This window comes from Deinococcus aquaticus (assembly GCF_028622095.1).
In the GTDB taxonomy this organism is placed as follows: Bacteria; Deinococcota; Deinococci; order Deinococcales; family Deinococcaceae; genus Deinococcus; species Deinococcus aquaticus.
On record NZ_CP115165.1, the window covers coordinates 2,489,404 to 2,501,442 of the forward strand.

The following is a 12,039-nucleotide window of genomic DNA, read 5'->3' on the forward strand; positions in this document are numbered from 1 at the left end:
AAAAGCGGCCAAACAGGCCAAACTTAGACGAGTTGTCTAAGTTTGCCAAACGGACGTTCGGAGCGGCAGTCCTACGCTGAACCCATGCCCCTGACCCTTCCCACCTACCCGCAACCGGACGAACGCGGCCGCTACGGCCGCTTTGGCGGCCGGTACGTGCCCGAAACGCTGATTCCCGCCCTCGACGAACTCGAACAGGCCTATCTGACCGCCAAGACCGACCCCGCCTACCTGAACGAACTCGAGCGGCTGCACCGCGAATTCGTGGGCCGGCCCAGCGGCCTGTACCTCGCCGAGCGCCTCACCGCGCACGCCGGCGGCGCGAAAATCTACCTGAAACGCGAGGATCAGAACTACACCGGCGCGCACAAGATCAACAACTGCCTCGCGCAGGCCCTGCTCGCCAAGCGCATGGGCAAACAGCGGGTCGTGGCCGAAACCGGGGCCGGGCAGCACGGCGTGGCCAGCGCCACCGCCGCCGCCCTGCTGGGCCTGGACTGCGTGGTGTACATGGGCGCCGAGGACATCCGCCGCCAGGAACTGAACGTGTTCCGCATGAAACTGCTGGGCGCCGAGGTCCGCGCCGTCACCAGCGGCACCAGCACCCTCAAGGACGCCACCAACGAGGCCATCCGCGACTGGGTCACGAACGTCCGCGACACCTTCTACATCCTGGGCAGCGTCGTCGGGCCGCACCCGTACCCCGCCATGGTCCGCGATTTTCAGAGCGTGATCGGCGAGGAAGTCAAGGTGCAACTCCAGGCGCTGGAGGGCACCCCCACCCCGGACGTCATCGTCGCCTGCGTGGGCGGCGGCAGCAACGCCATCGGTATCTTCGCGCCGTACGCGTACCTGCCTGACGGCCAGCGCCCCCGCCTGATCGGCACCGAGGCCGCCGGGGAAGGCGTGGACACCGGACGGCACGCCGCCAGCGTGGCCGGCGGGCGCGTGGGCGTGCTGCACGGCAGCATGATGTACCTGCTGAACGATTCCGAGGGGCAGATCGTGCCGCCGCACTCCATCAGCGCGGGCCTGGACTACCCCGGCATCGGCCCGGAACACTGCCTGTACAGCGACACCGGACTGGCCGAGTACGTGCCCGTCACGGACGCCCAGGCGCTTGAAGGCCTGCAACTGTGCACCCGCCTGGAAGGCATCATTCCCGCGCTGGAAAGCGCGCACGCCATCTACCATGCGGTCGAACTGGCCCGCACCATGCGCCCCGAGCAGATCATCGTGGTGAACCTGTCCGGGCGCGGCGACAAGGACGTGGCCGAGGTCATGCGCCTGCTGGATCTGCCGGAAGGGCAGAGCAGCACGCCCAGCCATAATCTGCCGGGCCACAACCTGCCGGGTTACACCCAGCCCACTCACACCCAGTCCGGGCATACCCCGTCCATCATGGCCCAGCAGGAGGTGCAGGCATGACCGCCCCCGTCCAGACCGGCGCCCAGCCGCAGGCCACCGTGCCCGGCGCGACCCGTATTCACGCGGCGTTCGCCCGCGCCGCGCAGGAAGGCCGCGCCGCGTTCATTCCCTTCATGACGGCCGGGTACCCCACTGCGTCCGCCTTCCCGGCTGTGGCGGACGCCCTGCTGACCCAGGCGGACCTGCTGGAAGTCGGCATTCCGTACAGCGACCCCCTCGGCGACGGCCCTACCATTCAGCGGGCCAGCGAGCAGGCCCTGGGCGGCGGCACCAGCACCCGCCACACCCTGCAACTCGTCAAGGACCTGCGCGCCCGGCACGACACGCCGGTCGTGATCATGACCTACGTGAACCCCATCTACGCCGTCGGGCCGCGCGAATTCATGCGACTGGCGCAGGACGCCGGGGTGGACGGCCTGATCCTCCCGGACCTGCCGCCCGACCAGGATCTGGAAATTGCGGACCTCGCCGCCGAGCACGGCATCGCCGTGACGTTCCTGATCGCCCCCACCAGCACCCCCGAACGCGTGAAACTGGTCGCGGAGGCCTGCACGGGCTTCCTGTACGCCGTCAGCGTGACCGGCGTGACCGGCACCCGTGAGGGCGCGGCGCTGGGCGAGGTGCCCGCCATGCTGGCCCTGGCCCGCCAGTACGCCCGCGTGCCGGTCGCCGTGGGCTTCGGAGTGAAAGACGCCGAGACCGCCCATCAGGTCGCGCAGGTCGCGGACGGCGTGGTCGTGGGCAGCGCCTTCATCAACGCCGTGCAGCACGGACAGGACGTGGGCGCCCTGGCCGCCGGCATCGCCGAGGGTTGCCGCAAGGACTGAATGCTTCAGCAGCCGGGCCGCGTGGGACATTCCCCTGCGGCCCGGCTGCTGCGTGGCCTTATCAGGCGGGCAGGGTGCGGGCGGCGCGGAGGTTGTTGCGGGTCATGACGCCCCAGGCGATCAGGGTCAGGGCGGCGCACAGCACGAACACGCTGCGGTACCCGAAGGTCTGCGCGACCGCGCCGGACGTGACGCCGCTGAGCATCGCGCCCACGCTGCTGGTGTTCGCGAACAGGGTGGTGGCGGCGCTGAAGCGGCCGGGCATCAGCGTCTGGAAGTAGGTCATGCCCAGGCCCGCCAGGATCGCCAGGACGACCGCGCGCACGACCTGCGCGGCGATCAGCAGGGGCAGGCTGTTCGACAGGACGATCAGCGCGAAGTGCAGCACGAACAGGCCCATCCCGGCGGCAATCAGGGTGGGCACGCCGGGCAGGCGCCGCCACATGACCAGGGCCAGCATGACCGGGATTTCCAGCAGCGCGCACAGGCCCACCAGGAACCCGACCTCGCGGGCGTCGCCGCCCAGGGTGTCGGTCACGAACAACGGGAACATCGCCATGCCCATCTGCATGCTCATGCCGTACAGCACGAACGCGGCGGCCCCGAAGGCGATCACGCGGCGGTTGGCGCGGCGGGTCTGCGCGGCGGCCTGTTGCGCGCCGCGTTCCTGCTCGGCGGTGGCCTGGGCAGCGCCGGGGCTGGGCAGCGGGCGGCGGCCCGGCACGCGGATCAGCGGCAGGGCGGCCAGCGCGAAGCACGCGGCGGCAGCCAGGAACACGGCGCGGTAGTTGCTGTCGCCCAGCAGCAGCGCGCCCAGGCCGGGGCCGACCACCCACGACAGGCTGAACACGCTGCGCAGCACGGTCATGGCGCGGTCGGCGAGGTCAGCGGGGACATCCTTGAGGCTGGCGCGCGCAAACGAGAACACCTGCGGGAACGCGGCGGCCCCCAGGGACAGCAGCAGCACGCCGATGGTCAGCAGGCCCGCGAAGCTGGGCGTGACGCTGATCAGGGCGTACGCGGCGGCCCCGGCGGCCAGGGTGGCCATCACGATGGGTTTGCGGTTGGGCAGGCGGTCGCTCCAGCGGGCCAGCAGCGTGGCGACCAGCACGGCGGCCACGGCGTTCACGGTCAGGAACACGCCGATCTGGAAGGGGCTCATGCCGGCGCGGTTCACGGCGTACAGCGCCAGGTACGGCACGGCCAGCGACAGGCCGAAGCCCAGCAGGAAGACACTCAGGGCCAGTCCGGTGGCGTGCGGGAGCTTCAGCATGCTGCTCAGGCCTGCGGGGGTGGGGGGCGCGGCAGCGGTCATTCGGGTGCTCGTTCTGGGTGGTCTGCGGGGGTCCGTCCGTTCATCCGGACCACTGTAAGCCCGCCACGCCGGGATGGACCGTGAGGAGGTGCTAGCCTCCGGCATGACCCCTGAACCGATCAAGACGCTGCCCCGCCGTCAGGACGTTCCGCAGGAGCAGACCTGGGATATCGAGGCCCTGTACGCCACGCCCGACGCCTGGGCTGCCGAGGGAGACGCCCTGAGCCGCGACATCGCCACGCTGTCTGTCCACGCCGGACAGCTGGGTACCCCGGACGGCCTGCTGGCCTACCTGGCGGCCGCCGACGACGTGGAACTGCGTCTGAACCGCTTCATGTCGTACGCCGGCATGACCGCCAGCGTGGACGGCCGGGACGCTGTGGCCGCCGCCCGCCGTGACCGCGCCGGGAACCTGGGCGCGCACTACGGCAGCACGGCCGCCTTCTACCGCCCGGAACTGCTGGCCCTGGACGAGGCGACGGTGCGCGGCTGGCTGGACCGCCCGGACTTCGCGGACCAGCGCGTGCGCCTGGAACGTATCCTGCGCGGCAAGCCGCACGTCCGCAGCGCCGAGGTCGAGGAACTGCTGGGCGCCGTGCAGGCCCCCTTCGCCTCCGAGCGCGGCATTCACCCGGCGCTGGCGAACATGGACCTGCGCTTCGGCACGGCGGGCGGCGAGACGGTCACGCAGGGGAACGTGGATCGCCTGACCTCCCACCCGGACCGCGAGGTGCGCCGCGAGGCCTGGGAAGGGTACGCCGACGCGCACCTCGCCGCGCGGCACTCGCAGGCCGCCATGTACGCCACGAACATCCGCCAGAGCGTGTTCCTGGCCCGCGCCCGCCGCTACCCGGACGCGATCACGGCGTCCCTGGCCCCGGACCGCATTCCCACCGACGTGGTCACCACCCTGCTGCACACCTACCGCGCCAGCACCCCCATCTGGCACCGCTACTGGCGGGTGCGCCGCGAGTGGCTGGGCCTGAACGAACTGCGCGAGTACGACGTGAAGGCCGCGCTGGTCCCCCCCCGCCACGTGGACTACGCGCAGGCCGTCACCTGGATCGGCGAGGGCATGGCCCCACTGGGCGAGGAGTACGTGCAGGACATGCTCTCGGGCCTGACCACCGAACGCTGGGTGGACTACGCCGAGAACGACGGCAAACGCCAGGGCGCGTACAGCAACGGCGGCGGGCGCGTCAAACCGTTCATCTTCATGACCTGGAACGACACCATGAACAGTTACAGCACCCTGGCGCACGAGATCGGGCACTCCATGCACTCGCTGCTGTCCATGCGTGAGCACCCGTACTCGGTGCCGCGCTACACGCTGTTCCACGCGGAAGTCGCCAGCAACTTCAATCAGGCGATGGTGCGCGCCCACCTGCTGAAACAGGCCCGGGAAAACGGCGATACCGAGTTTGAGGTGCAGATCATCGAGGAGGCCCTGTCGAACTTCCACCGGTACTTCTTCATCATGCCGACCCTGGCCGCCTTCGAACTCGAAGCGTACCGCCGGATCGAGGCGGGCGGCACCCTGAGCGCCCCGGACCTGACCGAACTGACCGCCGACCTGCTTGCCCAGGGCTACGGCGACGGCGTGACCATGGACCGCGAACGCAGCGGCATCCTGTGGGCGCAGTTCAGCACGCACCTGTACGCCAACTTCTACGCGTACCAGTACGCGACCGGCATCAGCGCCGCGCACCAGCTCCTGGAGACCTTCGCGGGCGACCCGGACGCCGCCCGCGAGAACTACCTGCGCTTCCTGCGCTCTGGCGGCCGCCTGGACCCCATCGACGCGCTGCGCGAGGCGGGCGTGGACATGCTGAGCCCCGCGCCCGTGCAGGCCACCTTCCGCACCCTGGAAGGCTACGTGGCCCGCCTGGAAGAACTGCTCGCCGGGCGCCGCTGACAACCGCGTTCAGTCACACCGCTCTCAGGCTTTCCTGATCCGGCCCGCACCATCCCGCGCGCACCCCTGCACTGACCAGTGGGTGCGCCTTTCCTGTGATCCGGGAAGGCCGGCTGCCTTCAGGCCCGGGCGGCGCAACCGCCGACGGGTCGGACCGACCGTTGAGCCCCCACTTGACCCCCCCCCGGTGGGTGCAGCGGGAGGGGCATGACCGGGGAATTGTATTGACCAATTTGATGAACATAGAATGAACGGGCTTTGAGCTTCAGAGAGGAGAGTCCCATCTTGGAAACCCTGCGTGTATCCGGCACTTCACGCCCCAACGCCATCGCTGGTGCCATCGCTGCGCTGCTGCGCTCGCAGGGACAGGTGGAAATGCAGGCCATCGGCCCGGCCGCCGTGAACCAGGCAGTCAAGGCCCTGGCCATCGCCCGTGGTTACCTGACCGGTGACCAGCTTGATCTGGTTGCACAGCCAGAATTCGTGAAACTCGAAACCCCGCAGGAGGAACGGACCGCCGTGAAATTCTCGGTTCGCGCCATTCCCGCCACTCCTGCCGTGCCCGCCTGAACTGACCGTCAGGCCGGGAAAGGTGGGTGGGGAACGGTCCGGGGTACGACCGGCGGGATGCGCCGCTGGTGCATGCCGGTCGCGCCGTCGCGGCGGATAGAGGCACGCCCAACCCGGTCTCATAAAATCTGAGTGCATGACACTTAGATTGAAGTCAGGAGGAAGCGCCCCATGGAATTCTTAGGCCCCTACACCCCCCTGATCCTGCTCGTGTTCGTCGCGTCCATGCTGATCCAGGGCTACCTGACCCGCACGTACGGCCGCTGGAGTCAGGTCCGCAACCCCCGCAACCTGACCGGCGCAGATGTGGCCCGCCAGATGCTGGACGCCAACGGCTTGGGCCACGTTCCCGTGAACGCCGTTCCCGGCAACCTGAGTGACCACTACGACCCCATCCGCAAGACCGTGAACCTCAGCCAGGGCGTGTACGGCGTGCCCAGCGTGAGCGCCATGGCCGTCGCCGCGCACGAGGTCGGACACGCCATCCAGGACAAGGTCCGCATGCCCGCCCTGCTGCTACGCGGCCGCCTCGCCGTTCCCCTGAGCCTCGGCATGAACCTCGCCCCGTGGCTGCTGATGGCCGGCATCGTCCTCCAGGTGACCGGCCTGATCTGGGTCGGCGTGATCCTGTTCGGCGCGGCCCTGCTATTCCACCTGATCACGCTGCCCGTCGAATTCGATGCCAGCCGCCGCGCACTGGCTTACCTGGAAGCAGGCAACCTGACCGGCAGCCCCGAAGGGCAGAAGGGCGCGCAGGCCGTCCTGACCGCCGCCGCCCTGACCTACGTCGCCGGATTCGCCATGGCCCTCGCACAGTTCCTGAACGTGCTCGGCATGGCCCGCAACCGCAGCTGACCACCCCTCCCTCCCACACAAACAGCCCCCGACCTCTGGTGTCGGGGGCTGCCTGCTGTTTGACCTCCTAGAAGACCAGAATCAGACGTTGAAGCCGAACATGCGCATCTGGCGTTTGCCGTCGTCGGTCATCTTGTCCGGACCCCATGGCGGCGTCCACACGAACTCCACGTTCACCTCGGACACTCCGTCCAGGCGGCTGACGGCCATCTCGGCGTCCGCACGGATCAGGTCCTGCACGGGGCACCCCACGCTGGTCAGGGTCATGGTGATGTCGATCAGGCCGTTCTCGGCGATGTCCACGCCGTAGATCAGGCCCAGGTCGACCACGTTCACCGGGATTTCCGGGTCCTTGACGATCTTCAGGGCTTCCAGAACCTGCTCCTGGGTGGGCAGCGTCACTGGCGGGCCTCCGGGCCGGTCGCGGTGGGCATGCCCTCGTTCGCCCAGGCCAGGGTGCCCCCGGCGAGGTTCACGACCTGCGAGTACCCCTGCGTTTTCAGGTACTCGCCGGCGCGGGCGCTGCGGGCGCCGCTGCGGCAGATCATGACCAGTTCACGGTCTTTGGGGAGTTCCGCGAAACGCGACTCGAACTCGCTCAGGGGAATCAGCGTGGCCCCCTCGGCGTGCACTTCCTCGAACTCGTTCGGCTCGCGAACGTCCACCAGCAGCGCGCCGGCCTGCACGCGGCGCTGCCCTTCCTGCACAGAGATGTCTTCCATGCGGGTCAGCATAGCGGAGCGCCGCGCAGGGAATGTGCTTCCCGCCGCCGACCGGCACCCCGCGCCCCCTATGCTGCCCTCATGACTCCGCCTGCTCTGCCCACTGACGGCGTGACCCTGATCGACCTGCGCCCCGAACCGCTGCGCCGCCCGCTCCTGAATGACCTGACCGCCCAGCCCGTGCGCGTGGTCAGCCTGGACGACATTGAGACCGGCGCGCACGGCCTGACCCGCGACCTGGGGCCGCTGCTGGTCGTATGCGAACGCGGCGTGCGCAGCACCCTGGCCGCCCGCTACCTGCGCGCCGACGGCCTGGACGCCGACGCGTACCCCGGCGGCGTGCCCGCGTTGCAGGAAGCCCTGCGGGGCGCGTGAACCCACCCCCGTCCGCCCCTGCACCTGTGCGGCGCGCCTCTCACGCGCCGCGCCGCTAGACTGCTTCTCATGTCAGCTCTGCCCCCCGGTTTCATCACGACCAGCGATGTGCTTCAGGAGCGCCTGAGCGGCGCGGACGTCCGCCGCCTGGAACTCGCGTACGGCAACGAGGAACTCCTGTACGGCCTGGACGTGCTCGGCCTCGCCGGGCCGTTCAGTCGCGTCACGCCCTGGGAGCTGGAGGACGAGCGGGGCGTGCGCCGCATCAACGCCAGCGGGTACGCCGCCACGCCCTTCGGTGAGATGCCGCCCGTCATCACGGACTTCATGCAGGAGTTCCTGCGCCATAACCGCGCCATGGGCCTCCCGCAGCAGAGCACCGGCCCCTGGCGCGCCGCGCTGGAAGCGAACCTCGTGCGGCTCCTGGCGCGCGAACTGCCCAGCCACGCGGACAGTCAGGTGTTCTTCTGCTCCAGCGGCACCGAGGCCATCGAGGGCGCCCTGAAGTTCGCCAGGGTCTGGAGACCCAAGGCGAAATTCCAGATCTCCTTCGCCAGCGGGTACCACGGCAAGACGCTCGGCAGCCTGAGCCTCACGCCGAACCCCGAGTACCAGGACATCTTCCGGCCCCTCGTGCCGGGCGCGCTGACCAGCCCCTACGGCGACTTGGACGCCCTGCGCACCCTGATCCGCCGGGTCGGGCCGGACAACGTCGGCTGCGTGGTCATTGAACCTATTCAGGGTGAGGGGGGCGTGAACATCCCGCCCGCCGGATTCCTGCGCGGCGTCGGGGAACTGTGCCGCCAGCACGGCATCGTGGTCATCGCCGACGAGATCCAGACCGGCCTGGGCCGCACCGGCCACTGGTTCGAATCGGCCGCGCAGGGCCTGGACGCCGACATCATCACGCTCGCCAAACCCCTGGGCGGCGGCATGACCGCCGTGGGCGCCACCATCGTCCGCGCGCCCATCTACAAGAAAATGCTGGGCGGCCTGAGCAGCAAACGCCACAGCAACACCTTCGGTGGCGGCGCCCTCGCCATGGCCGTCGGCATGAAAAGCCTGGAGTACCTCATCGAGAACGACCTGCCCGCCCGCAGCGCCGCGCTGGGCGAACAGGGCCTCGCACGCCTCCAGGCTCTCCAGGCGCGCTTCCCGAAACTGCTTCAGGCAGTGCGCGGCCAGGGCATGCTGTTCGCCCTGCAATTCCAGCCGATGGTCGGCGTGCCCCTGCCCGGCGCCCTGAAGGAACTGGTGTTCGAGGCGACCGCCATCCTCGCGCTGCGCGAACTGCACGGCGCGGGCGTCATGGCTAACCTCAGCCTCAGCAGCAAACGCACCGTGCGCCTGACCCCGGCACTGGACATGCCGCAGGACGTGTTCGACACCATGTTCAGCCGCGTGGAGGCCTTCGTGCAGACCCACCCGAACGCCCGCGACCTGCTGACCCGCACGCCCCCGCAGGTCACGGCCCGCCTCGCCGCGTTCGCCGCCAGCAAACCCAAGAAACGCACGCCCAGCGACGGGTAAGACGGACTCCGATGGAATGGTTTGCAAAAACCGTTCCATCCGAGCGGATGCGAGTAGGAGCAGGGCGGGTTCCGGGCGTGGAGTTGGCAACCCGGTGCCGTTCCGGGTTGTCAACGAAACAGACGGAATCCGTTTTACAGGTACTGCTGCCTCACAGCCCGCGTTCCAGCGCCGTGTCCAGCCGCTCCAGCAGCAGCGTGACCTCGCCCGGCGTGATGCTCAGGGGCGGCCCCAGCAGCAGGTGGTCGCCGCGCACGCCGTCGAGGGCGCCGCTGCCGGGGTACGTGAGCAGCCCGGCGTCGCGGGCGGCGGCGGCGACCCGCTCGGCCACGCCGGGGGTGGCGTGCGCCTGCCCGGTAGCGGGGTCGCCCAGGATCACGCCCAGCAGCAGGCCGTGCCCGCGCACGTCCAGCACGCCGGGGTGGCGGCCCTGCAGCGCGCGCAGGCCGCTCAGCAGTTGTGCGCCACGTTCCCGCGCGGCCCGCACCAGTTCCTCGCGCTGCACGATGTCCAGCACGCTCAGGCCCGCCGCCACGCTGACGGGGTGCCCGGCGTACGTGAAACCGTGCTTGAACGCGCCGCTGCCGTTCATGACCGTGTCGTACACCTGCGCCGAGGCCATCACGCCTGCCAGGGGCGCGTACCCGGCGGCCAGTCCCTTGCCGAGCACCACGAGGTCTGGCGTCACCTGCGGGTCGTGCAGGCGCACGCAGAGCGGCTCCCCGCAGCGGCCCATGCCCGCCATGACCTCGTCCGCGATGAACAGCACGCCGTACTCCCGGCAGATCGCCGCGACTCGGGCGTGATACCCGGCGTTCGGGGCGAGCGCCGCGTCCGACGCGCCCACCACTGGCTCGCATATGAACGCCGCGACCGATTCCGGCCCGACCTCCTCCAGCAGCGCCCGCAGACGTTCGGCGTCGGCCTCGCCGCTCAGGGACGGGTCGGGTTTCGGCAGTTTCGGCCACGCGTCCGGGCGCATCAGCGGGGCGTACACCTCACGCCGCGCGCCCATGCCCGACGCGGCCAGCGCGCCCAGGCTCGCGCCGTGGTAGCTGGGCACCCGCGTGACCACCCGGAAGCGCCCCGGTTCGCCCCGCTCGACGTGGTACTGCCGCGCGAGCTTGATGGCACTCTCGTTCGCCTCGGACCCGCCCGACACCGCCCAGAAGCGGTAGCCGGGCAGGTTCAGGAACCCGGCCAGCCGCGAGGCGTAGGTTTCGAGCACGTCACTGGAGAACTGCGACCCGTGCACGAACGCCAGCCGCGCCGCCTGCTCCGCCATGGCCTGCGCCACCTCGCCCCGCCCGTGCCCCACGTTCGCCACGAGCGCCCCGGATGACCCGTCTAGGTACGAGCGGCCCTGATCGTCGTGAATGAACACCCCGTGGGCAGAAACGGCGGTCGGGTACGATTTGCGGCTGCGGTAGAACACGTTCGACATGGGATGGGTTCCTCGTGCGGAAAGAGAGAGTGGGAGGAGAGCAGGGGGGCGTGATGGTTTATGAGCGGGACAGGGGCACTCCGTCCGGGTTCGGAGCCTGGGCAATGGCGCTCACCAGGTGTCGCCCCCACCGGCAGGCGGCCACGCGCCCAGCGCCTGCCGGACCGTCACGACCTGCCCGAAGTGGTGCGCGGTGTGCAGTGCCATGTCGGCCAGCAGTTCCCCGATGGTTTCCTCGTGGTTCACGGGGTTCGCGAGGTCCGGGCGGGCTGCGTGCGGGTCGATGCGGGCCAGCAACTCGTAGAATTCGTTCTTCACGCGCGGCCAGTCCTCACTGCTCACGGCTGGCCAGGTGTCGGCGGCGTGCTTTGGGTACGGTTGGGCCTCGCCCATCTCGATGATGTCCAGCATCCAGCGGTTCCACCAGTTGATGTGCGCCACGAGTGCCGCCACCGAGTGCGGCAGGCCCGCCGGGCGGGTCGCGGCCGTGTCGGCGTCCAGGCTGCTCAGGGACGCCTCGACGCCCACGAAGGCCTGCCCGCCCCGGAACAGTTTGGGCAGCAGGCGCGCGAAGGCCATCTGGGTTCGTTCAGTGCGGTTAGGATCAGTCATGGGGCCCAGTGTTCCAGAAAAATTCGTGGGGCGGAGGTCACGGGAATGCCGGAGAATCATCATGAATAGCAGAAGCGGCGGGGTCCGGACCCTGAGCGAACTGGGCCTGCGGTTGCCGGACGCCGGGGCGATCCGGGAGATGCTGGGCGCGGCGTACCCGCTGGACGGCCTGATCGTGCATGAGGATGACCTCGCCCCGGAGTTCCTGAACCTGCGCAGCGGCCTGCTGGGTGAACTGTTCCAGACGTTCACCAACCACCGCCTGCCGCTGGCCCTTGTCGTCCCGGACCCGGCGCGTCACGGCGAGCGCTTCGTAGAACTTGCCCGCGAGCACGCCGGGCACGCTCTGGTGCGCATCACGCCGACCGTGGAGGCCGCGCGGACGTGGCTGGCGCGGCCTGCCCAGTCCTGAAGATCAGGCCGCGCCGCCCACACCTCCTCAGTAC

13 protein-coding genes are annotated in these 12,039 nt (G+C 69.7%); 8 read left to right on the plus strand and 5 right to left on the minus strand.

Going from position 1 to position 12,039, the window contains the following annotated elements:
- The first annotated feature begins 84 nt into the window (after nt 1–84).
- Together trpB and trpA are read left to right on the plus strand one after the other, a co-directional pair.
- Nucleotides 85–1,428, plus strand: coding sequence for a tryptophan synthase subunit beta (trpB, locus tag M8445_RS12090; RefSeq protein ID WP_273988000.1), 1,344 nt, complete (start codon nt 85–87; stop codon nt 1,426–1,428).
- Complete coding sequence (gene trpA, locus M8445_RS12095; RefSeq protein WP_273988001.1) at nt 1,425–2,255, plus strand: tryptophan synthase subunit alpha; 831 nt, start codon at nt 1,425–1,427, stop codon at nt 2,253–2,255. The genes trpB and trpA overlap by 4 nt, the downstream gene beginning before the upstream one ends.
- A gap of 61 nt (nt 2,256–2,316) precedes the next feature.
- On the opposite strand, the gene M8445_RS12100 is transcribed toward trpA, so the two are convergent.
- Nucleotides 2,317–3,570 carry an MFS transporter gene (locus M8445_RS12100; protein WP_273988002.1) on the minus strand — a complete coding sequence of 418 codons (1,254 nt, stop codon included), beginning with the start codon at nt 3,568–3,570 and terminating at the stop codon, nt 2,317–2,319.
- Between the two features lie 103 nt (nt 3,571–3,673).
- Here M8445_RS12100 and pepF point away from each other — a divergent pair, with 103 nt between their 5' ends.
- The 3 genes from pepF (at nt 3,674) to M8445_RS12115 (ending at nt 6,910) form a co-directional block, all read left to right on the plus strand.
- Nucleotides 3,674–5,485: an oligoendopeptidase F gene (gene pepF, locus M8445_RS12105; RefSeq protein WP_273988003.1), complete on the plus strand. Its 1,812-nt coding sequence runs from the start codon at nt 3,674–3,676 to the stop codon at nt 5,483–5,485.
- A gap of 285 nt (nt 5,486–5,770) precedes the next feature.
- Nucleotides 5,771–6,055 (plus strand): stage V sporulation protein S, encoded by a 285-nt coding sequence (locus M8445_RS12110; protein WP_273988004.1) that lies wholly within the window; start codon nt 5,771–5,773, stop codon nt 6,053–6,055.
- A gap of 171 nt (nt 6,056–6,226) precedes the next feature.
- Nucleotides 6,227–6,910 carry a zinc metallopeptidase gene (locus tag M8445_RS12115; RefSeq protein WP_273988005.1) on the plus strand — a complete coding sequence of 228 codons (684 nt, stop codon included), beginning with the start codon at nt 6,227–6,229 and terminating at the stop codon, nt 6,908–6,910.
- A gap of 81 nt (nt 6,911–6,991) precedes the next feature.
- Here M8445_RS12115 and M8445_RS12120 read toward each other — a convergent pair whose 3' ends face one another.
- Entirely contained in the window at nt 6,992–7,312 is a 321-nt protein-coding gene (locus tag M8445_RS12120) for a metal-sulfur cluster assembly factor (protein WP_273988006.1), read from the minus strand.
- Nucleotides 7,309–7,632 carry a rhodanese-like domain-containing protein gene (locus tag M8445_RS12125; protein ID WP_273988007.1) on the minus strand — a complete coding sequence of 108 codons (324 nt, stop codon included), beginning with the start codon at nt 7,630–7,632 and terminating at the stop codon, nt 7,309–7,311. Before M8445_RS12125 ends, M8445_RS12120 begins: the two co-directional genes overlap by 4 nt.
- Before the next feature lie 81 nt (nt 7,633–7,713).
- On the opposite strand from M8445_RS12125, the gene M8445_RS12130 reads away from it, so the two are divergent.
- Both M8445_RS12130 and M8445_RS12135 read left to right on the plus strand, forming a co-directional pair.
- A complete protein-coding gene (locus M8445_RS12130) occupies nt 7,714–8,007 on the plus strand; it encodes a rhodanese-like domain-containing protein (RefSeq protein ID WP_273988008.1) in 294 nt (97 codons plus the stop codon).
- 69 nt (nt 8,008–8,076) lie between these two features.
- Nucleotides 8,077–9,537, plus strand: coding sequence for a class-III pyridoxal-phosphate-dependent aminotransferase (locus M8445_RS12135; RefSeq protein WP_273988009.1), 1,461 nt, complete (start codon nt 8,077–8,079; stop codon nt 9,535–9,537).
- 151 nt (nt 9,538–9,688) lie between these two features.
- Here the strand turns inward: M8445_RS12135 and M8445_RS12140 are convergent, their stop codons facing one another.
- Together M8445_RS12140 and M8445_RS12145 are read right to left on the minus strand one after the other, a co-directional pair.
- Nucleotides 9,689–10,981, minus strand: coding sequence for an aminotransferase family protein (locus M8445_RS12140; RefSeq protein WP_273988010.1), 1,293 nt, complete (start codon nt 10,979–10,981; stop codon nt 9,689–9,691).
- Between the two features lie 111 nt (nt 10,982–11,092).
- On the minus strand, nt 11,093–11,593 hold the full coding sequence (locus M8445_RS12145) for a DinB family protein (protein ID WP_273988011.1): 501 nt from the start codon (nt 11,591–11,593) through the stop codon (nt 11,093–11,095).
- A 61-nt stretch (nt 11,594–11,654) separates the two neighbouring features.
- Here M8445_RS12145 and M8445_RS12150 point away from each other — a divergent pair, with 61 nt between their 5' ends.
- Entirely contained in the window at nt 11,655–12,005 is a 351-nt protein-coding gene (locus M8445_RS12150) for a DUF4180 domain-containing protein (protein ID WP_273988012.1), read from the plus strand.
- Nucleotides 12,006–12,039: the final 34 nt, after the last annotated feature.